Origin of the sequence: Loigolactobacillus binensis, from assembly GCF_005405165.1 — a bacterium.
Taxonomy (GTDB): Bacteria; Bacillota; Bacilli; order Lactobacillales; family Lactobacillaceae; genus Loigolactobacillus; species Loigolactobacillus binensis.
On sequence record NZ_BJDN01000006.1, the window covers coordinates 87,364 to 111,442 of the forward strand.

Below are 24,079 nucleotides of genomic sequence, written 5' to 3' on the forward strand. Positions count from 1 at the left end.
AAATACCGATATTTAGTATCAAATCAACCGATATCAAATCGAATTGAGAGCCAAACACTTAAAATGATCAACCCAGCACCGAACAAAAAGCCCCAGGTGATCGCTTCGTGAAGCAGCAGCCACCCTAACAAGGTGCCGACAAGTGGTTGTAATAAAAAATACAGGCCGGAGCTGCTGGCATTGACCAAGCGTAAGCCGTGATTCCACATGACAAATGCCAATGCAGTGGAAATAACACCTAGATAGAGTAAGCATAAAATGATCGTTGGATTCATGAAGTTGATCTGCGTGATCACTGAACGACGTAAGATAATCGCCGGTGTTAGGCAAATAATGGCCACCGATCCAGATAAAATCGTCGTTTGCAAGGCACTATAGGTTCCCGAAAGACGCTTGATTAGAACTGACATCAAGGCCCACGTCAGCGCCGCAATGATCAACGCCACAACGCCGAGGAGCACATGTTTACCAGTGAGATGAATTCCTACGATCATAATCACACCAGCCGTCGCCAGACTAATCGACAGCACACGCACTTTAGTTAGTCGTTCCTTAAGTAGCCACGCAGCAAAAAGCAGCATAAACGTCGGTGTCGCTGAAGTAATGACCGCACCAGTTTGGGCGTTTGACAACCAGGTCCCAGTTTCCTGAGACACGATCGATAGCGTATTGCCAATCAAGCCGATCAGTAAAATCAGTTTAAGGTCGCGCCAATTGATCGGCCACCGCTCGTGTAGCAAAAGGGAGATCAGCGTTAGCACGAGCACTGCGATCAGGTAACGCAGCCAAACCAACTCGATTGGCGGCACCAAACCGACAACGAGTTTGACGACAACAAACATGCCACCCCAGATACAGGCTGACAAACTAAGTAACAATGCACCAATTATTTTTTGTGTTTTCAATTTTAATATTCCTCCGCTTTAGATTTCTTACTGGTTGAAATCGTCAGCGTGTGATCCGCTGACTAACGGATCATTGGAACATCACATTCATTAAGTGGTGAAAAAAGCATGCGTGTCACTTCCCTTCAATTTGATTAGGACGTTGTTTCTACTATATTATCGCATGCCGTGCTGCTGGCAAAATTGCCAAAATAAATCACTAGCCGGCGTATTTTGCTGTTGCGGTCGAACAAACGCGACCACACTATTGACGGCAGGCGCAATTGGTACAGCGACGATATTGGGAAAATCGGTTAGATCAGCGGAATGACTCATCAGAATCGATACACCCATGCCACGGCTGATCATTTCCAAGATCAGCTCAACTCGTTTGCCCTTGTACGTCACATTGGGTTGGTAGCCGGCAGTTTGCATCATTTTGATCACTGGGTCCAACAAATTAGTTGCTTCATCCAATTGCAAAAAGGATTCTTCCCTTAAGTCCGCGATCGTCAACGCCTTTTTCGTGGCTAGTCGGTGTTGTTGCGGCAATAACGCGACAAAATGATCGGTCTCACCTAATAAGCGGTCGTAGGGACATTTAGCAACGTCAAAAATACGCATGAAAACAATGTCGGTTCGCCGTTGCGCAATCGAATTAGCCAGTGTTTCGCTTTCCGCCTCGGCAAAATTTAATTTGATCTCCGGATGTGCTTTAGTGAAGGCCGCTAAAATATTGAACGCGCGATATTGTGAGATCGAGGGGATCGCTCTGATCGTCAGTGTGTTGCTTTGTTGACTTTTTAAAACATTTAGCTCCGCCATTAGCGCTGCATTATTCGCCACTAATTCACGAACTAAAGGTAAGATTTTTAGTCCGGCAGCGGTGATCGTCACTTGGCGGTGGTCCCGCTTAAACAACTGCAGCCCAATTTCTTTTTCCAAAGCGATGATCTGCTTCGAAACGGTCGCCTGTGACAAGAAAAGGCGAGCTGCGGTTTCGGTATAGTTCAAAGTTTCGGTTAGATCAAGAAAGGTGTTCAGCTTATTAACATCCATTATTTTCTCCTTCAAACAAGGTTCATGTAGCGAGTTTAGGCTAAGTTCAGTCAAAATTCAACTACGCCGTATGCCAAATTGGCATAACAAACGCATAAATCGTCATTGATTGGCACTGGGTAACCAAGTAAAATAGGTTCATCAGCTTACGTAAAGTAAGTGAATTAATTAGTTGCCGCCAAACTTAAAGTGACGGCACAAACACGTTGAACCTAAAATTTAGGAGGAAATAGACATGCATTCAATTAATTGGCCCACTCAATATTTACCTGGCACCACTGATAATTTCGTTGCCAATGAGGTCATCGCCAGCGGAATCACTTTAGCGGCGGTCTGGGCAAACCTAGTCGACACCAGTAAATGGGAATCCTACTACGATAATGCGGCTAACATTGAGTTAGCTGATACGGCGGACACTAAGTTACACTTTGCGGAACACTTTCATTTTGACACGTTTGGTTTTCCCATCGATGCTCAAGTCATGTAACTCGTAGCCCCAACTGATGGTCAAGTTGCCCGACTTGCTTGGCATGGTTGGCAAAACGGTGATGCTGCCACTCAATTTGACGTTTATCACGCTTTTGTGATCGAACAACTAGCTGCTGGCCGAGTGCGGCTTTTGACTCAGGAATCACAGATTGGGCAACCGGCAGCCGAATTGGCGCAGCAATCGCCTAACCCAATGCTCAACGGTCATCAGGCTTGGTTGGATGGTCTCGTTAAAGCAGCGCGCAAACAAAATAACAACTAGGAGGTCATGACAATAACAAAAACATGGTTAATTACGGGCACATCTAGTGGCTTCGGCAAGGCCTTAGCCACCTTGGTCGCCCAAACTGATGGGCAACATTTGCTGGCAACTGCACGAAAAATGGCTGATCTTGATTATTTAGATGCCTTTGATCATGGTCAGATCACCAAAATTATTTTAGATGTCACTGACGACGCCGAGGTTGCGGCATTAAGTGACAAAATTCGCGCGGCTGGTGGTGTCGATATATTAGTCAATAACGCTGGCCTAGGCTATTTTGCGACGACTGAAGAAGCCCAAGCTGCGGATGTTCGTCAGCTTTTCGACGTTAATTTCTTTGGCCTCGCGGCGGTAACCAAAGTCGTGCTCCCCTTTATGCGCGCCGCCCGTCAAGGGGTTATCGTTAATATTTCCAGCGTTTTAGGTCTCACTAGCTTGCCGACCTTAGGTTACTACAGCGCCTCAAAATATGCGGTTGAAGGTTATTCCGAAGGCTTGCGCCAAGAAGTGGCGCCGCTAGGCATTCAAGTGATGTTGGTCGAACCTAGTGGCGCACGAACCAATTGGGCGGGCGCATCCGGTAAACACGTTATCCCCGCCCTAGCTGACTATCAGGCCTTCAAGGCCAATGTGGTCGGCGTTAAAAATGGTGCCGGGCATGAACCAGGTAACCCGACTAAAATTGCCCAATTGATCTTTGCTAGTGTCACAAACGAAACTCAAGTGCCGCTACACCTGCCATTAGGCGCCTTTGCCACGAATGCCGCCCAAGAACATTTGACCGCGGTGCTCAATGAAGTGACCGCACGGCGCGCCACTGCACTTAAGGCTGACGATTAAAAAACTACCGCAAATAAGAACCGGCGCCACTGTAGAAATTACGGTGGTGCCGGTTTTTATTTGGCAAAATCATTCAATTGCTGATAAATATGCTGCATTTTAGTTTCGATCTGGGCCAATTCATTCGCATAACCTTGTAGATCATTGCCGTACTGTTCGACCAATTTAGCGTCCATATCGGTTTTATAACGTAACTTGTGTTCCAAGCTGGCCCACATGTCCATCCCCACCGTGCGAATTTGGATCTCTACGTTGACGGCTTGGCTGCCCTGCGCCTGAAAAACCGGCACGGCAACGACAATGTGCAGGCTGCGATAGCCACTGGGTTTCGGTGTTTTGATATAGTCTTTACGTCTGATCAGCGTGACATCGGTTTGCTTTAACAGCAGCTTTTCAATCAGGTAGACATCGGCAATATAATTGGTCACGACCCGGATGCCGGCAACGTCGAAAATATGATCTTGAACGTTGTCGATCGATAAAGCCAAGTTTTTACGCGCCAGCTTCTGCACTAAACTTTGCACATCCTTCATCCGTTCTTCCATGTGATGAATGGGATTATGGTCGTGGTTGACTTGAAATTCGGCATCTAAATTCTCTAACTTGGTGCCGATCTCGTTGGCACCGGCCTGACTTAATTGATACAACTGCGCTAATTTTTGCAACTCGGCAACATCTGGTGCGTCTAGTGCTGGCTTAAAATGATCACCGATTTTTTTGAAATTCATTAAATTACGTCGTTCTAATATCAAGAATTGGCCACCCTTACTTTTTGATTGGCTTGCCGGCAATGCCATACATAAACAACTTTTCAAATTGAGGCATTAACTTGGGATCATCCACGTGCGTGGACACATATTGCGTAAACATGCCCGCAAATAGGCCAATAACATCATCGGCAACATCACTGTTGATCACGCCATCCGCGCGGCCGGCCTTGATCATTGAGCGCCAAAACTGCTGGTTCCACTCAGCCGCATAGGCCTGAACTGCTGCCGACTGGTTAACTTTCTGCAAAAACTCATCACTGATATCCGGCGCCAGATTTTGCTGGATCTGCTTGGGTTTTAAACTGAATTCCTGAAATTTAGTTAAAAAGTCGGTGGCATCATCCTCAGCGATTTTTTGTAATCCTTGCGCGTTTTCCTTAAAGAACAGCAGCGCCACTGCATCGGCCAGTTCATCTTTATTTTTAAAATATTTGTACAGCGTCACGAATGAGATGCCCGACAGTTCACTGACTTCCTTGATGCTGGTTTTTTGAATGCCTTTCTTGGTCATTAATTGATAGGCTGCGTCAACGATCAATTTACGATTCAATTCCTTCTTTAGATCTCGTTTCATGAGCTCACCCTTTGTTTTTACGCTAATTGATTTTTTTCATTCTAGCACATAATGATACTTTCTGCAAAAAAGTTAAATAATAAAAATAATATTTAACTTTTTATTGACAGCTACCTGGATTCCGCGGATGCTCAGGTCTATAAATAAATTAAATATTTTTAATTTTATTAAACTTTCTGGAGGGATCCTATGTCATTTTTAAAATTAAGCAACATTCATAAATCGTATTTCCTAGGTAAAGAGGAATTTCCGGTACTTAAAGGAATCGACTTAGACTTTGAACTAGGCGAATTTGTTTCTATTCTAGGTGAATCCGGTGGCGGTAAATCGACGCTGATGAATATTATTGGCGGCCTGGATCGTGAGTTTGAAGGGGCCGTCAGCGTGGCCGGGCAAAAATTAGATCACAAAGACGAAAAGGCCTTGGACGCTTATCGGCGCGACACGATCGGCTACATTTATCAAGCCTACAATCTGATCAGCCATTTAAGTGTGCTCGACAATGTTTTGATCTCCTTGGACATGACCACCTTAAATAAAGCGGAAAGAGAAAAGCGCGCCCTAGCTTTGCTCCAGCGCGTCGGCCTATCCGACCAGGCCAAAAAATACCCTAATCAATTATCCGGCGGCCAAAAACAACGTGTGGCGATCGCCCGCGCCTTAGCCAGTGACCCGAAAGTGATCATCGCCGACGAACCAACTGGGGCCTTAGATTCACAAAATACAGTCGAAGTGCTGCAAATTTTAAATGAGATCGCCGCGGAAGGCCGTTTGGTCATTACAGTCACGCACTCGCAAACCGTTGCCGACGCCGGCACCCGGATCGTCCACTTAGCCGATGGCAAAATTGACGCGGACAAACGCATCCGTGCTGCCTACCCGCCACAAACAACGCCGTCACCGATCAAGTCGCGTTTGCTACCGGCGACGGTCAGTATTAAAACCGCCATCAAATACCTTAAATTTAATTTTTGGCGTAACTCGTTGATCGTCATTGGCACCGCGATCGGTTTGTTCGCGGTGATCTTATTTTCCGGTCTCGGCAACGGCATCAGTGGCTACATCAACAGGCAGATCACCGATATGGCCAATCCACAAGTCGTGACCGTGGCGCGCTATCAAAAGAAGACCACCACCACGCCAAGCGGTGATAACCCTATGGTCGCGGCGCTGACCAGTTCAGCAGCGACGAAAAAGCCAACTTTCAGTCACCACCAAATGGCGCAGATTGCTGCACTTAAGCACGTTGATTCCGTTCAGAAAAGTTATACAGCCACCAATGTGACCGTCAAGTATCAGACGAAAACCGCAACGATGACCACGCTATCTAACTGGACCAAATCGGCAACGACTTCTTCGATCGACGTCGGCCACAAACCGGGAAAAGGTGAAATTATTTTAGACAAAAACGCAATTGCCAAGAAAATTGCTAAAAGCGACTGGCAGAATTTGGTCGGTAAAACCGTGACGCTTAGCTACACCGCCCTTGACCGCGCGGGTAAACAAGTCACCGTTAACTTCTCCGCCAAAGTAGCCGGCATTGGCAGTAACGCCAATAGTATGCAAACAATCAATATTATCAACACAACCACCCTAACCGACGCAATGCGGGCCGCAAATGTTGCGACCACCCCGACTGCGCTGGCCGTCAAGATCGATCAGTTGGCCAACGTTAAGTCAGTTAATCGGAAGATCAATCGGCTTAAATCAAATGATAGCCGCTTATATTCTTCATCCTCGATCGTCAGTACAATTGACACGATCCAAACTTATGTTGACTTGGCCTCAACTATTTTAGCCGTGATCGCTGGTATCTCGTTAGTCGTTTCCGCTTTAATGATCATCGTCACCATGTACATGTCAGTCAGCGCCCGCACCAAAGAGATCGGTATTCTACGCGCTTTAGGTGAAAGTAAACGCGATATTCGGCGGCTTTTTATCAGTGAGTCCTTGGTCATCGGCGTCGTTAGTGCCGTTTTAGGTACTGGCCTTGCTTTCGGCTTTGGCGCAATTGCTAATCTGGCACTACAATCGATCGCCAACTATAGCTTCGTCCAGATCAGTTTACTGAACGTGGGCACGACGTTTATCATTGCCCTGATCATCTCATTGATCGCCGCGCTGTTACCTTCACGCCACGCGGCAGCACTTAATCCGATCGATGCGTTAAGTGCAGACTAAAAATTAGTAAAGCCGCTAATGATCGGGCCAATGTCACTGTTTTCGGTCATTATGGCTAAAACTGAAAGACACTTTAAGCTGCCTGCTAGCTTATAAAAAATCCTTTTCCGACTAGAAAAGGATTTTTTGCGCTTATTTAGCTAATCCGGCCACCACCTGCACGTTAAGTAATTGCCGTAAAATAGTGGTCGGCAGTTGTACTTTAGAATTTAACCGACCGCTGCCGATCACAACGGTTGGCTGCTCAAAAACGCTGGGATCAATTAAAACGTGCCAAGTACTAGGTAGCCCCAATGGCGTAATGCTGCCTAATTCCATTTGCGTTTGCGCCAACACGTCAGCTAATGGCGCAAACGACACCTTGCTGACATCTAGGGCGTGTTTCGTGACACCGCCAGTATTAGCTTTGTGGCCGTACGGCACCACTAGCGCCGCGTATTTGACGGTGGCTTGGCGTTTGCCTTGGACGATCAAACAATTCAGCTCCGCGGCAAACGGGATCGCGTAGTGCTGACTAAGCAAATCACCATCGGCGTACGCCGGGTCGATAGGCGCCACTTGAACTTGATCGGTTATGGCTAAGGCCTTTAACTGCTGATAAACGGGTGCTGCCACTAAATCGGGCTGTTGTGTCACGGATTGAAAAACTAATTGCACGCTTGCTCGTCTCCTTAATATGGTTGCATATACAATCATATTACCACAATCAGTCAAAAGTACAATCGACTTAGTCAGCCGGCAGATCGATCAATTGCCGCACATCATCGGCTTTTTTCAAGGCCGCTTGGTATTGCGCGTGGGTCGTGGGTGCAACAAAATTGGTTCCCGGTGTGAAGTGGATCGTTTCAGTCCCCGCTTCTACCGCCGTTTTGTAATACCATTTCTTGAAACGCAGAAAATCTAGCTGCGCCTGCATGTCACGGACTTTATCCGCCAGCACCGCCTCTTCTTGATCCAAGTAATCGTAGCGTTGGCGCAAGGTGGTGTCGCCTTGTAGGCAGAGACTGATAAAATGGCCAATATCTTTGATCGGCACGCCACTGCGCTTTAGGCAATCGATCACTTCAAGAAAATTAAAGTCGTTGTCTTTAAACTTGCGCCGCCCAGCCGCGTCACGCTCGACAAACGGCAACAGGCCCTTTTTATCGTAATACCGTAATGTTGAAGTGTTGGTGCCCATGCGTGCAGCGACTTCGCCAATTGAATAATTCAAAATTTTCGCTTCCTTCTTGCTTGACTTAAACCTAGGTTCAAGTCGTATGATAGCAGAGAAATCAGAAATAGCAACTCAGGTTCTCAAGTAGCGGCAGCCGGAACCAGAAAAATTTCTGATACGAAATCAACTATTTATGGAAGAGGCGTTTCTATTATGACAAACAAAACCTGGCTGATCACCGGCACTTCAACCGGTTTCGGCAAAACATTAGCTATTTTTTTAGCGCAAAAAGCGGGCATCAACCTAGTGGCAACGGCGCGGAACACGGCTAAACTGGCCTACTTGGATCAATATGATCATGGTCAGATCAAAAAACTAAGCTTAGACGTCACTAACCAATCAGAAATTCAAAACGTGGTGGCCCAGGCGCGCGCCGCCTTTGGTACGATCGACGTTTTAGTTAACAACGCCGGACTCGGTTACTTTGGCACCTTTGAAGAAAGCGACCGCGCCGCCGTTAAGTCTATGTTCGACGTTAACGTCTGGGGCCTAGTTGACATGACCCGCGCGGTTTTGCCGACGATGCGCCAGCAACAATCCGGCATTATTCTTAACTTTTCCTCATTAGCCGGATTGTTCTCATTCCCAACGCTGTCGTTTTACAGCGGCACTAAATACGCCGTCGAAGGCATTAGCGAAGCGCTAGCCAAAGAAGTCGCCGACTGCAACATCAAAGTGATGATCATTGAACCCAGCGGCTTTCGCACCGACTGGGCGGGCCGCTCATCCGAAAAGGCATTGCCGCAGCTTGCCGATTACCAGCAGTTTACCGCGACGATCAACGCCAATATCACCAACGCCCACCACGAAGCCGGCGACCCTGAAAAAGCGGTGGCGATCATTTTTGATCAGGTGACCAACCACGCGGCCGACTTACCGCTGCGCTTACCTTTAGGCAAATTATCGACTGATACGGCGATCGCCAAATACACGGCATCGTTGGCGCAGTTTAAAAAGTTGCACGATCTGTCGGAATCGGCCGATCAACCAGAATAGAGGCGCAACATTATGGATCGTTTAACGGGTAAGGTTGCCGTGATCACCGGTGCTAATTCTGGCTTTGGTCAAGGAACCGCACTGGCTTTTGCGGCGGCTGGTTGTCATTTAGTTTTAACCGCGCGGCGTGCAGCAAAACTGCAGGCCGTCGCTGCTGACTGTGAAAAATTCGGGGTTAAGGCCGTTTATTACGCCGGCGATGCGCGGGACGAAAATACGGCAACGGCAGTAATCAAATTAGCCCGCACCACTTTCGGCAAACTTGATATTTTGGTCAATAACGCAGGGATCGGCCGCACCCTTTCACTGACTGATACCACCATGGCCGATTATGATCTGATCATGGACACCAACGTTCGCAGTGCCTTTGCGTTCACTAAAGCGGCGGTGCCAGAAATGTTAAAACGCCATGACGGCCAGATTATTTTAGTTTCTTCGGTAACGGGGATCGTCGGTCACGCGGACGAAACGGCTTATACTTGCAGCAAATTTGCGTTGCGCGGTTTCGGTCAAGCCTTGGATAAAGAGCTGCTTGATCAAGGTATTCGCACCTGTGTCTTTTGTCCGCATGCCGGCGCGACTGAATTTGAAGTTGGCTACGGCCGCACCGCTGCTGGGGTTGCCGCATCAGGCTTTTTGACCCCAGCAGATGTGGGCCAAGCCTTGCTAAGCGTTTGTACTCAACCAAAAAATTCGCGGATCGTTGAATTACGACTGGCGTCAAATAATGTGAAATACTAAAAAAATGCAGTGATCGCCTTGATTATCACTGCATTTTTGTGTTATCAGTTACTGCAAATAGCGCGGCTTGTAATTGTTCAATGACTTGAGCCAGCGATAACGGCGTTGTGCCCACAACCGTCATTTCCACGGCTTCATAGATCATAACCGCATTCATTCGATTCTGAAAAGCGATCGTCGCATTCGGTGCTGCATTTTTGGTCTGAATAAACGTGGTCAAGGTTGTGAGCGTAAGCCTGCGCATATAGGGAAATAATTCCAGATAACTATACGGACAATGCTGCTTGATCCGCTGTAAATGCGCATTGATGATCGTACTGATCTGCGCGATCAACGCTGGCCCCCAAACGCCATTAACTAACATTGGGCGTTCAAACGGCGCTTGAATCGTGCCGCTCATCATTTGGTCAAAAAGATCATATTTATCAGCGTAATGCGCATAAAAAGTCGCCCGATTAATTGCCGCGGCCTGCGTAATGTCCTTGATCGAGACTTTCGCCAGCGACTTGTTCATTAATAACGTGATAAAAGCCTGCGCGATCTTTTTTTCGGTTTCTGTGTTGCGTAACTTTTTTACTTTCAAACTATTTCTCCTTAAAGCAACACTCAGCAAAAGTTGTTGGTTGTCGTTGCATTCAGTTTAGCATATTCTTTTATTAACGCAACACTAGTTGTTTTAACGAAAGGAATGTTTAATTTATGAAAACAATTGTAATCGTCGGTGCAGGGCCAGGACTGGGCCTCTCATTAGCCAAAAAGTTTGGTACACAAGGGTTCCAAGTGGCACTACTTTCTCTGCATGAACGGACCCTAAACAACTTAAGCACCCAACTTGACCAGTTAAAGATCAAAAACAAAACTTACGTTGTCGACGTTACTGATCTTGCCGCACTAGCTACCACTTTAACGCAAGTAATCCGCGACCACGGCACCATTGATGTGATCGAGTTTAGTCCCTATGCTGGCCCACAGTATTTTAGAAACGTTTTAACCATGACCCAAGCCGAAGTTCAGCAGCAATTGCAGTTCACCTTGTTCCCAGTGATCAGACTTGTTCAATCGGTATTACCGAATATGCAAGCACAAGGCCACGGCGCGATTTTGATCAATTCAGGAATCACATCAGTTTATCCATTGCCACAGCTCGGTAATACAGGAATTGCCTGCGCGGCATTACGTAACTACGCCCAAAATTTGCATAACGTGCTGCAACCGGCGGGTATTTATGTCGGCCTGCTCTCAGTTGCGGCGGCAATCAAAAAAGGAACGGCCGGTGACCCTGATTTAATTGCAGCTAAATGGTACGACTTGTTCGTGCAGCAAAATCAATTTGAAGCCATTTATCCGGAAATACCGCAGCATGTCGATTGATCGTATTAAAATGCAGTGATCACCCTGGTTGGCGATCACTGCATTTTTGTTTACAACGCTTTAATTTTACGTGCCGGTACGCCACCGACTAAGGTATTATCTGGCACATCTGCGGTGACCACCGCACCGGCGGCAACGATCACATTATTGCCGATGGTCACGCCGGGCATGATCGCCACCTTACCGCCGATCCACACGTCATCGCCGATGGTGACCGGTGACGCTTGGGCCAAATATTGGCGCCGCCCCGCCGCGGTCATAGGATGGTTGACCGTGTAGATATCCACGTTAGGGCCGATCATCACGTTGCGGCCGATGGTGACCGGCGCAATATCCAAGATCGTTAAATTATAATTGCTGAGAAAATCCTCGCCCACGCGGATGTTTTTACCGTAATCACAATTAAAATTAGCTTGCACCGATACCCGTTCGCCGGTGGCACCAAAGATTTGTTTGATCTTTTGCGTTTGCGCCGCCGGATCAGTGGCGGAGATTTGATTAAATTCCTGACACAGCTTGGCCGCGCGGGCTTTACGTTGTGCGACTGCCGCATCTAGGAAATAATATTCTTCGCCAGTGCTTAATTTTTCTAATTCTGTCATCTGCTCACCTCTAGTTTTAGCCTACCACTTAAACTAGGGTTTAAGTCGAGTGATTTTTCAAAAAAGTGGTTGCGGCGGCTAACATATTAGTCTAGACTAATATGTAACGGAGGTCAGAAAATGTCAGTAACACAAGAAAAATTACTTCATGCTTTAAATAACCAGATTCGCTTAGCGATTTTGGCGGCGCTTAAGTCGGGCAAAAAAAATGTGACCGAGTTAACCACGCTGATCGACGCTAAACAATCAAATATTTCACAACACTTAGCCTGTTTGCGCGGTTGCGGCCTGATTCGCCAAACCCGCCAAGGCAAATACTATTATTATGAGTTGGTCAATCCAGAAGTCAGCCGCCTATTGGACGAAATGGACGTGGTGATCAAAAGCCTGAATTGGACCAATGAACAGACGCAAGTGGCCTGTGCCGCACACATGCCATAAATGAAGGGACTTTTTTGATGGGGAAATTGATTTTATCCGGAGCAACGGCTTATATTTCCACCAGCATTGATTATTTAATTATTTTGATGCTGATTTTTAGTCGCACGAAAACGCGCAACCAGCGTTTTGCGGTTTACATAGGTGATCTTTTAGGCACCAGCACCCTAGTTGCCAGCGCCATTTTGCTCGCGTTTATCTTGCATTTTATTCCGGCAGAATGGGTGCTGGGGCTGTTGGGGCTGATTCCAGTGTTCATGGGGCTCAAGCTACTGGTCAGCGGTGAAGACGACAACGACGATGTGGTCCACGAAACACTGGCTAGCCGGCGCGGGCTTATTTTAAATGTTGCCATCATCACGATCGCAACTTGTGGCGCGGATAATATTGGGATCTACGTGCCGTTTTTCGTCACCCTTTCCACCACTGGCTTGTTGATCGTGCTGCTGACGTTTTTGGTGATGCTGACCCTATTTTGTTGGGGCGGTTATTTGCTGGTCAAGGTGCCGGTGATCGCCGCCTTGCTGGAAAAGTACGGCCGCTGGATCACGGCTGTTGTTTACATTTTGTTAGGATTATACATTCTGTTGGAAAGCGGCACTTTGGCTAAAGCCTTGTCGCTGCTGTAAGCATTAAAAAATCCTATACCCGCTGCATTAGGGATATAGGATTTTTTGTTACCTGGACTTAGTCGCTATAAGGTTATTTGATCACTAAAGTAGTCTGGTATATCGGTTTGGTACGTAAATCATAGACTTCTACGCTACCTCGATAGACTTCAAAAACGCGTAAAACTTTTTTGCTAGCAGGTGTTGGGTAGATCTGATTCATATAGGCATTTTTTTCGAAGATCTCGTCCAAATACTTCGTCCCGATTTCACGGACAGTCCCTTTCACGCTTATTGAAACAGAAGACATTGTATCATTGCCTTTTACTCCAGTGATCGCAACATCTGGATGAGCTAGTAATTCATCATAAAATGGCTTGGTGGTGGCAGTCAAAAAATAAAGCTTATCCCCTTTTAATAGCATCATATCAATGATCCGCGACTCTGGTTTGCCTTGTTCATCTACAGTTGAAAAAACAGTAGAGTGAATATCATCTTTTAAGAACTTTAAGTATTGCGCAACTGACATATTTTTATGATCCATTTGTGTCACTTCTTCCCGTTTATCTATACGCTGCTGATTTTTAATTAGTAATAGACTGTTACCTGCTAATAATAAAAACAGAATGATCGTACCCACGCGTTTTATTTTCATCGACCGACCTTATTTTTGGTAATGTGCCGCTAAAAAATCGTTCATTGATTCTGGATCATGGCCAGTAATCTTTTTAAAATCAGTAGTCACCAAGTCCATCAAACCCATTGCCCCAGCTTGATACATTGAGCCTAACTCAGCACCATCGCCTTCAGCGGCATAGATAGCCGCGAACTCAGCAACTGAAACTGGTGCATAACCAATCGGCTTGCCGGTCACTTCAGTCATGATCTTACCTAGTTCAGCCATCGTATAATTTTGCTGCTGTGTCACCGTATATACTTGACCATTATGCCGTAACTCAGGTTTCACCGCTAAATTAGCAATGGCTTCTGCGCTATCGTCTTGGGCAATAAAGGATAAGGCCGCTTGACCAACTGGATAAATTAAATGGCCACGTTCGATCAATTCTGGCAAATACGGAACCAACGGATCGGCATATAGCGAATTTTTGATCACGGTATATTTTAGTCCTGATCCGGCTAGCCGACGCGGAACGTAGCCATAATAAGCCGACATCGTAAACGGATTCTTCTCTTGGTCGGCGTAAAAACTGACAAAAACAATTTCCGTCACATTAGCTTTTTTCATGGCGACCAACGTATTTTCAAATTCGGTCACGCGTTGCAAGACGTCATAAGTTTTGCTTGGAATATAGATCAAGACATCCGTATTCTTAAAAGAAGCCGTCATTGTCTCAATATCTAAATAATCAGTTTTAACCACTTCAACGCCCTGTTCAGTCAAGTGGGTTGCCTTAGCCGGCGTATGAACAGCAGCGCGGACACTATTAGCACCCACTAACTTGATCATGTCTTGTGTTACGATACTACCTAGGTGCCCAGTTGCACCGGTAATTGTATATTTCATTAGTTAAACCTCCATCACTCATTAATGAGTACTCATAAAATTTTGTCAAATCTATCTGTTACTATTATTGTAACAGGTTAATTAGAACTGTCAATTTGTTGAAACCCGATATAGGTCACATGCTTTAGTGACTATTTTTACTTTGCTATTTTGCTGTGTTATCATACGCTCATATATTGCAATAGCATAATTCAATCAAAATAATGGTGATAAAATGAAATACTCACATAGACTCAGTGACGCGATCCATATTCTTGCATACGTTAAGATCTATCACGATAGCGATCTTTCCAGTCGAACCATCGCGCTCAGTGTTGAATCTAATCCGAGCTTGGTCAGGCGATTAATGGCAACTTTAGCTAAAGCAGGGCTACTGACTACCCATCCTGGCACCGTTGCCCCGGAATTAGCGCGACCAGCAAATTCAATTACTATGCTGGATATTTATCATGCGCTAGATGATGGGCAACTATTACACATTGATGAAAAGACCAATCCATTATGCATCGTTGGCGGTAACATCCAAGACACACTTAACGAAGCTTACCAAAAAGTTCAAGCTGCTGCCGAAAACGTGATGACTGAAATTACATTACAAAGTATTATTGATGATATTTTAGCTAGACAAAAAAGTAAAGCGAAAAATAGTTAAGTCTGTGATTCAAAAAACATACAGTGTTGGTCAATTATTTTAATTGCCAACACTTTTTATATTTACGTTTACGCTAATGGATACCAGCTACTATTTTTTCAATAGATGGTGTGTTTTAAGATACTCTTTTGCGACCACTGCGGCCTTTTGGTGTTGTACCGTAACTTTATAATTCATTTCCTGCATATCACTGGTAGAGATCTTTCCAGCTAATTTATTTAAGCTTTTTTGCACACTAGGGTGTGTGTTTGCAAAACTGGTCAACATTAGTGGGCCGCCCTGATATGGTGGGAAGAAACGCTTATTATCGCGTAATAAAACCAAACCGTATTTTTTGATTTCCGGATCAGTTGTATAGGCATCCGCAACTTGTAATTTACCTGCCGCTAATGCCTGATAACGTAGCGATGGTTCCATGGTCCGTACTTTTGTAAAATTCAACCCATAAGCTTTTTTTAGACCTGGGTACCCATCTTCTTGTTGATAAAAATCAGGGTCATAACCAGCGGTAAATTCTGGATGCGCCGCTAAATCAGAGATAGTTTTTAAATGATATTTTTCGGCCGTCGCTTTTGTTACAGTCATCCCGTAGCCATTTTGATACTTCATTGGCCGTAGGAAGGTCATCTTATGTTGAGTAGCAATGGCAGTCTTGGCAGTATGATAGGCCTTTACCGGATCATGATTGATTCCACTTTTTGTTTTAACTAGCGAAGTAAGTACGGTACCGGTAAATTCAGGATAAATTTGAATCTTTTTACTTGCCAATGCTTTGAACAAGAAGCTGGTACCACCGAAATTACGTTTTACTACTACATTTATGTTGGGATCATCTTGTTCAATCACATCCTTATATAAGTTGATCAAGATCTCAGGTTCACCGCCCATTTTACCAGCAACAGTAATTGTTTCAGTTTTTGGTGTTATCAGCGAGCGTACACCGTAAAACCCCGTCCCCAAAATAGCTAAAACGATCACCCCAATTCCCAGCTTTTTAAACGAAATATGTGCCAATATCTTGATCAACCAACTGGCAACTAGTGCTAGAATGGCAGCTAAAACCGCGCCAACTAGTAGTGCCGCATTATTATTACTCTGTATTCCTAATAAAATATAAGTTCCTAAGCCACCGCCACCGATCAATGCTGCCAACGTAGCCGTTCCGATAATCATCACAACACCAATTCGAATACCAGATAAGATCAGCGGCATTGCTAATGGAAACTGGATACGAAACAACTTATACCGCTTAGATACACCTAGCGCATCAGCGGCTTCAAGCAACAGTGGATCAATATTAGTTAACCCAGCGTAAGTATTAGAAAAAATTGGCATTAACGCATAAAGTACTAGTGCAATAATTGCCGGGATCGTGCCGATTCCGACAAAAGGAATTAACAATCCCAAAATGGCTAAACTGGGAATCGTTTGGATCACACTAGCAACTTGGAGAACGAATTCGCCAGCACGCCGATGATTAAGTAAAACGACTGCTAATGGTATTGCAATAATGATCGTGATAATTGCGGCGATCACGGAAATTTCAATATGCTGCAACAATGATAGCAGAATCTCGTGACTATTAGTATTAATATACGTTTTTATACCTGTGAACATCGTCAATTCACCTCCTTATTTTAAAGTGGCCATATAGTCGATCAGATCAACTGGCTCAAGTAGTCGATTGCCCACTCGAATATTCTGGGTCGCTGTTTGTTGAACAAGTGCTGCCCACTGAAAAATAGTATCGCTCCCCTTCAATGCAACGTATTGATCATCGACGCTAATAGAGCGACCAAAACCAGAATCAATAACTTGTTTTAAAAAGCGTTGCCGCGCGACAGGATCATCGAAAAAGTCACGGACAAATTCATTAGCCGGATCGGCCAAAATATCAGCTGGTTTACCTAATTGTTGTAACTCCCCATTGTGTATGACGGCTAAACGATCGGCAAGACGAATTGCTTCACGCATATCATGAGTAACAAAAACAAATGTAGTCTTTAACTCGCGATGTAATTCAAGAACCAAAGCTTGTAATTGTCGTTTAGATAACGGATCTAAAGCACTGAATGGTTCGTCCATCAAAACCAAATTAGGATTAGAAGCCAGCGCGCGCACGATTCCAACTCGTTGTGCTTCACCACCTGATAATTCACTTGGTTTACGTTGTAAAAATAATTCAGGCGCTAGATCAACCCGCTTTAGCAACTCAAGAATACGTGCATGGCGCTTTGGTTCGGGCCACCCAAGTGCCTCAAGTTGAATTGCTGCATTTTGCTCAACTGTCATATTAGGAAACAAAGCGCCAGCTTGCAGCACATATCCTGTATGCCGGCGAAGTTCCTCTAAATTCATATCGGCAACATTTTCATCATCGATAGTGACTTTGCCACTAGTGGGTACAACCAACCGATTGATCATTTTTAATAAGGTCGTTTTGCCACTACCAGATGGACCAACCAGAACAAATAATTCACCAGCGGAAATACTTAGATCCAAGTTATGCAACGCATCTTCGTTGGCGTAAGTCTTAGTTACTTTTTCAAAACGGATCACAAAGATTCACCTCTTCCTTTCAAACTTTTTTGCATAATGCTGTAAAATATCATCAATTAGATTTTGTAACATGATGGCGGTAATGGCCCACTTGAAAAATCGCCATCGGCATAGATCACAATGTAAGTAAGACTATATACCGTATCACTTAACTTATGCGAATGTCGCATCACTATCGCTCGCCATTTACTTTGCTGCCAGACGATTTGCATCGTTGTTTAATCTGTTACTTTAAAAACAACATGTAATTTATATTGTAACAGCTGATTGTGGCTTGTCAAGTTACAACTAAAAAAGTGAACCATATTAAAAATAGATAGCCGCAATTCAAAAATTGTGGCTATCTATTTTTTCCTATATCACTAATTTATTATTTAATGTAATCAGTTGCCGCATTGGCTGCATGCCGTCCTGAATAGAATGCATATCCGCCTTCAGTACCAGGCATGTTAGGACCATAGGTGTCGCCGACTAATATTCCAGCGGCATCATTCCCGGCCGCGTATAAACCCTTAATATCTGCGCCAGACTTATCCAAAACACGATTATCTAAATCAATTTTTAATCCACCCATTGTGCAAAATGCACCAATACCCAACTCAAAAGCATAAAATGGTCCATGTTCTAAGCTAACTAAGAATTTAGCTTGTTTATGATAATCAGTGTCTTGACCTGATCGACACAATTTATTATAGCGAAGAACCGTTGTCTCAAGTTCAGGCAAACTGATTTGCTGGGCTAGATCTTTAATACTGCTTGCTTTATAGATAAACGGTAAGTTTTGCTTTAATGCGTCATCAATTTCTGACTGTAAACCCTCAAGTGTCTTTTGTTCAGTGTAATAAGTACCCATTTCCTTATATAAGCCACTGTTCATTAAATGGTTGATTGTTCCTTGATCAAGGATGCTATAAATTTTATTTTGTGTAAATAAGGCATTACCTGCGTGTGAAAAATTATCAACTACTTCTTCATTTACAAAGCGCTTTCCCTTTTCATTAACCCAAAGTAAAGACTGTTGCGTAACTGCCCCATTCATATCAGAGGTTCGATATAAATAAGCCGGTTTTGTTGGGTCCTTGATGTAACCGCCAAACAACATCGCCATCCCCATCCGGTACTTTTGCGCGCCAACTTCCCAGGCTAATTGCAAGCCATCACCTGTGTTTTTTCCAGAATTTACTGGAATTAGTTGGTTGACATTATAATTGGTGTCATTATCAATTAATTCTGAATTATTTAAGTAACCACCAGTGGCTAGAATAACTGCTGCGGTGGCAATTTCTTCTTGGTGATGATCGGTCTCACTCTGAATAACCACACCGGTAATTTTGCCATCGCTATCTTGTTTTAAGGCTTGCACAGAAACGGAAGTTACAATTTCAGCCCCTGCTTCCAGCGCTTTTGGTTCAAGTGCTTGATGGATTGCTTGATTACCGTTACCCTGCATCAAATGCCACGTAACATTACCTGACCCTAATCCACGAACATCTACGTATTTAACGCCTAGATCACCCAACCAATCAATCATTTCGGCACTACGATCAATATATTGGTTCCAACTATTTGTATCAGCCTCATAATGAGAGTACTCTAATTCTTCATTCAAAACATCCTCTTTAGTTAATTGGACATTTTTAGCCTGTTGCATATTCGAGTTAATCGCAAAAATACCTTCTACCCAATTACCACTTCCACCGGTATGGCGCCCTTTTTCTAAAACAACGACGGAAAGACCATTTTTAGCCGCCTGATAGGCAGCAGTGAACCCTGATGCACCTGCACCTACAACAACCAAATCATATATTTTTTTCTGTGTCAGCATTGGTAGTATCCTCCTAGTTATTGATCTTGAATCCAAGTAAATAATAACCGCTTTCATTAAATGTTGGAATAGACTTTCAGGTTTTCGTGATACAACTAAAAGTTACAACCAATAATTTTTACACAGATAGTTTACTTAACTTAAAATTTTATTGATCATTATTTTTTATTTGTAACATATCCTTTAACATAGGCTTCAAATAACTGTTCACCTTCTGACAATTGCCGGTCATTAACATGAACAAAATAAATATCTCTTTTTAAATCAACTCCAGCTAGTGGCTTTGCGATCACTTCGTTGTTTGCTTTTAGGTTCTTAAAATGTGGAAGCTCCAATAAATATTCTGGCACGATCCCGATACCTAAATTACGCCGCGCAAATTCAACAATAAAATCATCATTTGAAGTTTGTAGCGTATGGATTGGAAAAACCTGTTGTTTGACTAAAGCAGTTAAATGTGTATTAAATATCTGAAACTCTTTGCTTTTAGTGGCCAATGATTCCTTATTCAAATCTCTAATTTGAACAGCCGTTTCCCCTGCAAGTCGATGACCCGGTGACATGATCGTACAATAATGATTTTCCGTAACAAAAAAACCATTGAATTTTTCAAAATTGATTGGTCCTTCTATAAAACCTATATTACCGCGCTCAATAATTGCGTTTGCTAACATCGAGTCTGGAAATTCGACAAAATTCAACGTTTTGTTTGAATACCTTCTTTGAAAGTCATAAAAAAAGTCGAAGCCTAAATAGTCAGAAAATTCATCAGCAATAAATAAATTAACGAATTCTTGATGAATGTTATTTTCCGATTTAGTCATGGTAATATTTTGAAAAATGACTCGTAGATCAGTTGCTTTTTCATATAAACGCTGTGCTGATTTTGTTGGAACGATCCCTTGTTTAGTCCGTTCAAACAATTGCACATTTAATTCATTCTCTAGTTTGGTGATCATTTTAGCAATTCCTTGTGGTGACATATAGACCTTTGCTGCGGCCTGCGAAAATGAATTACTTTCATAGACGGTTGAAAATAGTGTGAGTGCTTTAGTGTCCATGCTGAACTTTCCTTCTTTCACTTAAAAGATGTTTTAAAAAGCATTTTTTCAAACAAAAATAGTTGTAAAAACTACCTCAATATAGTCCTTAAACTATTAAAAATAGACTAACTCAAAGCTACTAATTACTTTTTATATCACTTAAGTCTTGTCAATCTTGATAATCATTTAATTGTTTGCAAATATGCTGCATTTTGATCTCAATACCCGCTAATTCATCCGCATAACACTTTAGATCTTTGCCATATTGACGACTAGCTCAATACTGATATCCGTCTTATAGCGTAATTTATGTTCCAAGATAGTTCACATGTCCACGCCGACCGTGCGAATTTGGATCTCAACATTAACATTTTTGATCCCCGTTGGCTGGAACACCGGCACAGAAATCACTAAGTGTAAACTGCGATAACCGCTTTTTTTCAGCGCTTTACTGTAATCTTTACGTTTGATCAGCGTGATATCTGGCTGATTTAATAGCATTTTTTCGATGAGATATAATTGGTGATCACGCGAATACCGACAATGTCAAAAATATGTTGCCGAATATTATCAACTGATAATACTAAATCTTTGCGGATAAATTTTTGCATTAGGCTCTGGATATCCTTCATTCGTTCCTCTATAAAAATCAGTTGGTCGTGTAGCAAAGTGGCCCTTGCTGATGAAATCAATAATAAGCTGATTCACTTCGACCAAGCATAATTTAGCAGCCGCAAATATCTAAGAGCACTCGCGCCCACGAGTGCTTTTTATTGGCGATTGCCCTTTAGTGGTTGATTGGTCAGTTGTAGCAGCGCATGGTTACTATCAATAATAAACTGCGTCAACCTTTCTTCGTCAACACCACTGATTGTATCGTGCTGTTGAATGAAATAAACGAATAACCCGATCTGACCACCCATTTGATAATTGACAAGATATTGGACTTGGGGATCGCACATATTCCAATGAGAAACCTCGGTGAACATTTCTTGGGTAAACTGTTGATGTATTTTTAATAATTGGTCGGTTAAACCAGCTTGCACGATCAACTTCAGTAATTGATTATTCAAGGTGGCCGCAACGAATTTGCGCCAAAACTTATCTTCTGAAATATTTGTATCAGTCTCAACGATTTGACGCAACTGACCTAAATTCGCCTGTAGTCGGTCCAACAAAATACGATCCTTACTAGCAAAATTACGATAATAACCCATCCGCGAAACGCCTGCTTCGGTGACAATTTTAGTGATAGTAATTTTTTCGTAAGCCACTTTGTCCATCAAACGAACTAAAGCCGCATAGATCCATTCTTTTGTCATTTTATTGATTGTTTCATTATCCGCCATGTGACAAATTCCTCCTTAATGTCACAGTTTTAGGTGTGACACTTGTCTCAGCTAACTAGATGCATTATAGTACATTACATCAGCTGAGACAAATGTCACATCTGAAAATTGCTAAATTATAATTGTTGGAGGTTACTTACATGAGTGAATTAAAATTAGATACTGAATTAAACCGTCAAGCTAATGTTGACGTAATGAATGATCTGCCGCTGAAACCTAACTTTATTGTCAATTCTTGGTTTGCCGTCGGCCATTTTGAAACAGCCGGTCACCAACTGAGCTATCTCGTCCACGTCATGTCTCAACTAATGCCAAGTTCATCTGAACCGATGATCACCAGCTGTGTATCCGTTACCGATCAGACTACCCAAAAATATTATACCGATAGTCACTTATACCCGCTAAGTAAAACTGATATTCATCAAAATGAATTTCACATTAAAACCACTAACACAGAGATCACCGGTGATTTAAACCACATGCACTTGATCAGTTCCATGCCCGATGCTACGGTGGACGTTGATCTCATTCCCGTGGGCTACCCAATTTATAATGGTGGTACCGGCAAGTTTCCGCTAGTGGGTATGGATGTGTTCCAATACTCGATCCCGACGATCCGCACCAACGGCACGATTACCATTGAGGACACTGACTACCCAGTTAGCGGCCGCTCTTGGTTTGATCGCCAATGGCAACTTGATATTACCACCATGCCTAAGCTCGACCCAACCGCAACTAAAAAAGCACCTAAATTTAACTTGCCACAATGGGGTTGGATGGACCTTAATTTAGCTGACAAGACAGTTGCTAGCCTTTGGTTTGCTAACGAAGGTGCGCAGGAAAAAACGTTCGCAACCGTGTTGCATCCCAACGGCACGCAGCAGGTCGTTGCGGTTGAGCCGATCATGTCCAATGCAACGGCAGTATGGACTAGCCCTGATTCTGACTATCGCTACCCGACCCAGTGGCTAGTCGATATACCAGAACTTGATTTACACTTAACTGTGACCTGCGCGCCAAAAGAACAAGAGCTGTTATTCAGTCTTAAGGAATTGAGCCATTATGAGGCCGCCAGCACGATCAGCGGAACGTATAAAGGTGAACCGATCACTGGTAACTGCTACGTTGAACTGATCGGTGAATGGCAGTAAATTGAAAAAACGTACCAGTACCCAATTTGCCAGTTACAATACCTTGAACACGTCATGCTAAAATATAAATAGCGCCAAGTATGACTGCCAAAACTGGTTGATCACACTTGGCGCTATTTCAATTTAAAGTGACTATTTTTCAGCAATGATTCTTTGAATCCCATTAACCAAAATTTGATTAAGTAGCTGATCAAGCTCGTCAATGTTGAGTTGATAGTCCGAATTAAACCAGCCCTGATACACTGCCATCATACCGAAAATCGTGTAGTCAGCGATGACTCTAATTTTGGCATGATCATTAGGCTGCTTATTTTCAAAAAAACTGACTGCCTTGGCGCTTAGTACAGTGGCGATTTTGCTAAGCAAATTAGTGTCACCACTACGTGCAAATAAGTTTTTATAGAAACCATAATTCTGGTCAACAATTGCTTGAATCTTTTTAAAAATCACCGTTGGGTTAGTTAAATATTGATCAAAATCAAATTCGGCCAAATCCGCCGCAAAGGCAGTTACAATTTCTTGTTCGATTTCATCTAATAGTTGATAAACACCACTGTAGTGATTATAAAAAGTTTTGCGATTGATATTCGCACCGTTAGCAATATCAGTGATCGTAATCTCATCAATTGGTTTGGTTACCAATAGATCCGCAAATGCCTTGCGAATAATTTGTTTTGTTTTGACTACACGTCGATCTGCTTTAACTACCATTTTTCATCTCCTAAGTTAGCCCTCTTTTGTTGCTTATACCACACTTTATGGCTTTTGTGTCGCTTAAGTCCCACGAGGTCCGATCGTTGTCCATCGTATTTATACCGCACTTATATCATAATATACATATGAGGACGTGTGGTGCTAGTTTGTAACATTTAGAAATTTAACAAAAAAGTCCAACCCAGTTAGACTCATAAGTGACAAAACTTAAAAGGAGTAATAACTGTGTT

Annotated in this window: 27 protein-coding genes and 1 pseudogene; 11 read left to right on the forward strand and 17 right to left on the reverse strand. The window is 43.5% G+C overall.

Going from position 1 to position 24,079, the window contains the following annotated elements:
• Positions 1–23: 23 nt before the first annotated feature.
• Positions 24–905, reverse strand: a complete 882-nt coding sequence (locus FFM78_RS04570) for a DMT family transporter (RefSeq protein ID WP_137637258.1) — start codon at positions 903–905, stop codon at positions 24–26.
• A 156-nt stretch (positions 906–1,061) separates the two neighbouring features.
• A complete protein-coding gene (locus tag FFM78_RS04575) occupies positions 1,062–1,943 on the reverse strand; it encodes a LysR family transcriptional regulator (RefSeq protein ID WP_137637259.1) in 882 nt (293 codons plus the stop codon).
• Positions 1,944–2,178: 235 nt separating this feature from the next.
• On the opposite strand from FFM78_RS04575, the gene FFM78_RS13965 reads away from it, so the two are divergent.
• The 3 genes from FFM78_RS13965 (at position 2,179) to FFM78_RS04585 (ending at position 3,534) form a co-directional block, all read left to right on the forward strand.
• A complete protein-coding gene (locus FFM78_RS13965) occupies positions 2,179–2,430 on the forward strand; it encodes a hypothetical protein (RefSeq protein ID WP_223877009.1) in 252 nt (83 codons plus the stop codon).
• 96 nt (positions 2,431–2,526) lie between these two features.
• A complete protein-coding gene (locus FFM78_RS13970; RefSeq protein WP_223877010.1) occupies positions 2,527–2,694 on the forward strand; it encodes an SRPBCC family protein in 168 nt (55 codons plus the stop codon).
• A gap of 6 nt (positions 2,695–2,700) precedes the next feature.
• Positions 2,701–3,534 carry an SDR family NAD(P)-dependent oxidoreductase gene (locus FFM78_RS04585; protein WP_137637260.1) on the forward strand — a complete coding sequence of 278 codons (834 nt, stop codon included), beginning with the start codon at positions 2,701–2,703 and terminating at the stop codon, positions 3,532–3,534.
• A gap of 56 nt (positions 3,535–3,590) precedes the next feature.
• Here the strand turns inward: FFM78_RS04585 and FFM78_RS04590 are convergent, their stop codons facing one another.
• Together FFM78_RS04590 and FFM78_RS04595 are read right to left on the reverse strand one after the other, a co-directional pair.
• On the reverse strand, positions 3,591–4,286 hold the full coding sequence (locus FFM78_RS04590) for a GTP pyrophosphokinase (RefSeq protein WP_137637261.1): 696 nt from the start codon (positions 4,284–4,286) through the stop codon (positions 3,591–3,593).
• Between the two features lie 13 nt (positions 4,287–4,299).
• Entirely contained in the window at positions 4,300–4,878 is a 579-nt protein-coding gene (locus FFM78_RS04595) for a TetR/AcrR family transcriptional regulator (protein ID WP_137637262.1), read from the reverse strand.
• 189 nt (positions 4,879–5,067) lie between these two features.
• Here FFM78_RS04595 and FFM78_RS04600 point away from each other — a divergent pair, with 189 nt between their 5' ends.
• The gene (locus tag FFM78_RS04600; protein ID WP_137637263.1) at positions 5,068–7,059 is read left to right on the forward strand and encodes an ABC transporter ATP-binding protein/permease; all 1,992 of its coding nucleotides are present in this window, start codon (positions 5,068–5,070) and stop codon (positions 7,057–7,059) included.
• 132 nt (positions 7,060–7,191) lie between these two features.
• On the opposite strand, the gene FFM78_RS04605 is transcribed toward FFM78_RS04600, so the two are convergent.
• Both FFM78_RS04605 and FFM78_RS04610 read right to left on the reverse strand, forming a co-directional pair.
• Complete coding sequence (locus FFM78_RS04605; protein ID WP_171001840.1) at positions 7,192–7,716, reverse strand: YbaK/EbsC family protein; 525 nt, start codon at positions 7,714–7,716, stop codon at positions 7,192–7,194.
• A 70-nt stretch (positions 7,717–7,786) separates the two neighbouring features.
• Positions 7,787–8,272, reverse strand: a complete 486-nt coding sequence (locus tag FFM78_RS04610; RefSeq protein WP_137637265.1) for a MerR family transcriptional regulator — start codon at positions 8,270–8,272, stop codon at positions 7,787–7,789.
• Positions 8,273–8,428: 156 nt separating this feature from the next.
• Here FFM78_RS04610 and FFM78_RS04615 point away from each other — a divergent pair, with 156 nt between their 5' ends.
• Positions 8,429–9,271, forward strand: coding sequence for an oxidoreductase (locus FFM78_RS04615; protein WP_137637266.1), 843 nt, complete (start codon positions 8,429–8,431; stop codon positions 9,269–9,271).
• 12 nt (positions 9,272–9,283) lie between these two features.
• A complete protein-coding gene (locus FFM78_RS04620; RefSeq protein WP_137637267.1) occupies positions 9,284–10,012 on the forward strand; it encodes an SDR family oxidoreductase in 729 nt (242 codons plus the stop codon).
• A gap of 25 nt (positions 10,013–10,037) precedes the next feature.
• Here FFM78_RS04620 and FFM78_RS04625 read toward each other — a convergent pair whose 3' ends face one another.
• Positions 10,038–10,595: a TetR/AcrR family transcriptional regulator gene (locus FFM78_RS04625; RefSeq protein WP_223877011.1), complete on the reverse strand. Its 558-nt coding sequence runs from the start codon at positions 10,593–10,595 to the stop codon at positions 10,038–10,040.
• A gap of 116 nt (positions 10,596–10,711) precedes the next feature.
• Between FFM78_RS04625 and FFM78_RS04630 the strand changes: the two genes are divergently transcribed.
• A complete protein-coding gene (locus FFM78_RS04630) occupies positions 10,712–11,383 on the forward strand; it encodes an SDR family NAD(P)-dependent oxidoreductase (protein WP_137637268.1) in 672 nt (223 codons plus the stop codon).
• Positions 11,384–11,433: 50 nt separating this feature from the next.
• Here the strand turns inward: FFM78_RS04630 and FFM78_RS04635 are convergent, their stop codons facing one another.
• On the reverse strand, positions 11,434–11,985 hold the full coding sequence (locus FFM78_RS04635; protein ID WP_137637269.1) for a sugar O-acetyltransferase: 552 nt from the start codon (positions 11,983–11,985) through the stop codon (positions 11,434–11,436).
• Positions 11,986–12,105: 120 nt separating this feature from the next.
• On the opposite strand from FFM78_RS04635, the gene FFM78_RS04640 reads away from it, so the two are divergent.
• A complete protein-coding gene (locus tag FFM78_RS04640; protein WP_137637270.1) occupies positions 12,106–12,426 on the forward strand; it encodes an ArsR/SmtB family transcription factor in 321 nt (106 codons plus the stop codon).
• Positions 12,427–12,443: 17 nt separating this feature from the next.
• Positions 12,444–13,052 carry a CadD family cadmium resistance transporter gene (locus FFM78_RS04645; protein ID WP_137637271.1) on the forward strand — a complete coding sequence of 203 codons (609 nt, stop codon included), beginning with the start codon at positions 12,444–12,446 and terminating at the stop codon, positions 13,050–13,052.
• A 73-nt stretch (positions 13,053–13,125) separates the two neighbouring features.
• On the opposite strand, the gene FFM78_RS04650 is transcribed toward FFM78_RS04645, so the two are convergent.
• A complete protein-coding gene (locus tag FFM78_RS04650) occupies positions 13,126–13,686 on the reverse strand; it encodes a pyridoxamine 5'-phosphate oxidase family protein (protein ID WP_223877012.1) in 561 nt (186 codons plus the stop codon).
• A 9-nt stretch (positions 13,687–13,695) separates the two neighbouring features.
• A complete protein-coding gene (locus FFM78_RS04655; RefSeq protein WP_137637272.1) occupies positions 13,696–14,556 on the reverse strand; it encodes an SDR family oxidoreductase in 861 nt (286 codons plus the stop codon).
• Between the two features lie 214 nt (positions 14,557–14,770).
• Between FFM78_RS04655 and FFM78_RS04660 the strand changes: the two genes are divergently transcribed.
• Positions 14,771–15,208: an Rrf2 family transcriptional regulator gene (locus FFM78_RS04660; protein WP_137637273.1), complete on the forward strand. Its 438-nt coding sequence runs from the start codon at positions 14,771–14,773 to the stop codon at positions 15,206–15,208.
• Between the two features lie 90 nt (positions 15,209–15,298).
• Here FFM78_RS04660 and FFM78_RS04665 read toward each other — a convergent pair whose 3' ends face one another.
• The 6 genes and pseudogenes from FFM78_RS04665 to FFM78_RS04700 all read right to left on the reverse strand — a co-directional run bounded on the left by FFM78_RS04665 (position 15,299) and on the right by FFM78_RS04700 (position 21,984).
• Entirely contained in the window at positions 15,299–16,825 is a 1,527-nt protein-coding gene (locus FFM78_RS04665) for an ABC transporter permease/substrate-binding protein (protein WP_137637274.1), read from the reverse strand.
• 15 nt (positions 16,826–16,840) lie between these two features.
• Positions 16,841–17,767 (reverse strand): ABC transporter ATP-binding protein, encoded by a 927-nt coding sequence (locus FFM78_RS04670; protein ID WP_137637275.1) that lies wholly within the window; start codon positions 17,765–17,767, stop codon positions 16,841–16,843.
• A 370-nt stretch (positions 17,768–18,137) separates the two neighbouring features.
• Entirely contained in the window at positions 18,138–19,649 is a 1,512-nt protein-coding gene (vprA, locus tag FFM78_RS04680) for a vinyl phenol reductase (protein ID WP_137637276.1), read from the reverse strand.
• 101 nt (positions 19,650–19,750) lie between these two features.
• A complete protein-coding gene (locus FFM78_RS04685; RefSeq protein ID WP_137637277.1) occupies positions 19,751–20,653 on the reverse strand; it encodes a LysR family transcriptional regulator in 903 nt (300 codons plus the stop codon).
• A 306-nt stretch (positions 20,654–20,959) separates the two neighbouring features.
• A pseudogene (locus tag FFM78_RS14160) lies at positions 20,960–21,267 on the reverse strand (GTP pyrophosphokinase).
• Positions 21,268–21,405: 138 nt separating this feature from the next.
• Positions 21,406–21,984: a TetR/AcrR family transcriptional regulator gene (locus tag FFM78_RS04700; protein WP_137637280.1), complete on the reverse strand. Its 579-nt coding sequence runs from the start codon at positions 21,982–21,984 to the stop codon at positions 21,406–21,408.
• Between the two features lie 140 nt (positions 21,985–22,124).
• On the opposite strand from FFM78_RS04700, the gene FFM78_RS04705 reads away from it, so the two are divergent.
• On the forward strand, positions 22,125–23,135 hold the full coding sequence (locus tag FFM78_RS04705) for a lipocalin-like domain-containing protein (protein ID WP_137637281.1): 1,011 nt from the start codon (positions 22,125–22,127) through the stop codon (positions 23,133–23,135).
• A 132-nt stretch (positions 23,136–23,267) separates the two neighbouring features.
• On the opposite strand, the gene FFM78_RS04710 is transcribed toward FFM78_RS04705, so the two are convergent.
• Positions 23,268–23,846: a TetR/AcrR family transcriptional regulator gene (locus FFM78_RS04710; protein ID WP_137637282.1), complete on the reverse strand. Its 579-nt coding sequence runs from the start codon at positions 23,844–23,846 to the stop codon at positions 23,268–23,270.
• Positions 23,847–24,079 lie beyond the last annotated feature (233 nt).

What these genes read in the sequence shown, in the direction of transcription:
- FFM78_RS04700 (WP_137637280.1), bottom strand. Translation starts at nt 21,984, where the DNA reads ATGGCGGATAATGAAACAATCAATAAAATGACAAAAGAATGGATCTAT.
- FFM78_RS04650 (WP_223877012.1), bottom strand. Translation starts at nt 13,686, where the DNA reads ATGAAAATAAAACGCGTGGGTACGATCATTCTGTTTTTATTATTAGCA.
- FFM78_RS04600 (WP_137637263.1), top strand. Translation starts at nt 5,068, where the DNA reads ATGTCATTTTTAAAATTAAGCAACATTCATAAATCGTATTTCCTAGGT.
- FFM78_RS04595 (WP_137637262.1), bottom strand. Translation starts at nt 4,878, where the DNA reads ATGAAACGAGATCTAAAGAAGGAATTGAATCGTAAATTGATCGTTGAC.
- FFM78_RS04615 (WP_137637266.1), top strand. Translation starts at nt 8,429, where the DNA reads ATGACAAACAAAACCTGGCTGATCACCGGCACTTCAACCGGTTTCGGC.
- FFM78_RS04575 (WP_137637259.1), bottom strand. Translation starts at nt 1,943, where the DNA reads ATGGATGTTAATAAGCTGAACACCTTTCTTGATCTAACCGAAACTTTG.
- FFM78_RS04710 (WP_137637282.1), bottom strand. Translation starts at nt 23,846, where the DNA reads ATGGTAGTTAAAGCAGATCGACGTGTAGTCAAAACAAAACAAATTATT.
- FFM78_RS04645 (WP_137637271.1), top strand. Translation starts at nt 12,444, where the DNA reads ATGGGGAAATTGATTTTATCCGGAGCAACGGCTTATATTTCCACCAGC.
- FFM78_RS04620 (WP_137637267.1), top strand. Translation starts at nt 9,284, where the DNA reads ATGGATCGTTTAACGGGTAAGGTTGCCGTGATCACCGGTGCTAATTCT.
- FFM78_RS04660 (WP_137637273.1), top strand. Translation starts at nt 14,771, where the DNA reads ATGAAATACTCACATAGACTCAGTGACGCGATCCATATTCTTGCATAC.
- FFM78_RS04685 (WP_137637277.1), bottom strand. Translation starts at nt 20,653, where the DNA reads ATGGACACTAAAGCACTCACACTATTTTCAACCGTCTATGAAAGTAAT.
- FFM78_RS04585 (WP_137637260.1), top strand. Translation starts at nt 2,701, where the DNA reads ATGACAATAACAAAAACATGGTTAATTACGGGCACATCTAGTGGCTTC.
- FFM78_RS04705 (WP_137637281.1), top strand. Translation starts at nt 22,125, where the DNA reads ATGAGTGAATTAAAATTAGATACTGAATTAAACCGTCAAGCTAATGTT.
- FFM78_RS04640 (WP_137637270.1), top strand. Translation starts at nt 12,106, where the DNA reads ATGTCAGTAACACAAGAAAAATTACTTCATGCTTTAAATAACCAGATT.
- FFM78_RS04665 (WP_137637274.1), bottom strand. Translation starts at nt 16,825, where the DNA reads ATGTTCACAGGTATAAAAACGTATATTAATACTAATAGTCACGAGATT.
- FFM78_RS13965 (WP_223877009.1), top strand. Translation starts at nt 2,179, where the DNA reads ATGCATTCAATTAATTGGCCCACTCAATATTTACCTGGCACCACTGAT.
- FFM78_RS04630 (WP_137637268.1), top strand. Translation starts at nt 10,712, where the DNA reads ATGAAAACAATTGTAATCGTCGGTGCAGGGCCAGGACTGGGCCTCTCA.
- FFM78_RS04655 (WP_137637272.1), bottom strand. Translation starts at nt 14,556, where the DNA reads ATGAAATATACAATTACCGGTGCAACTGGGCACCTAGGTAGTATCGTA.
- FFM78_RS04635 (WP_137637269.1), bottom strand. Translation starts at nt 11,985, where the DNA reads ATGACAGAATTAGAAAAATTAAGCACTGGCGAAGAATATTATTTCCTA.
- vprA (WP_137637276.1), bottom strand. Translation starts at nt 19,649, where the DNA reads ATGAAAGCGGTTATTATTTACTTGGATTCAAGATCAATAACTAGGAGG.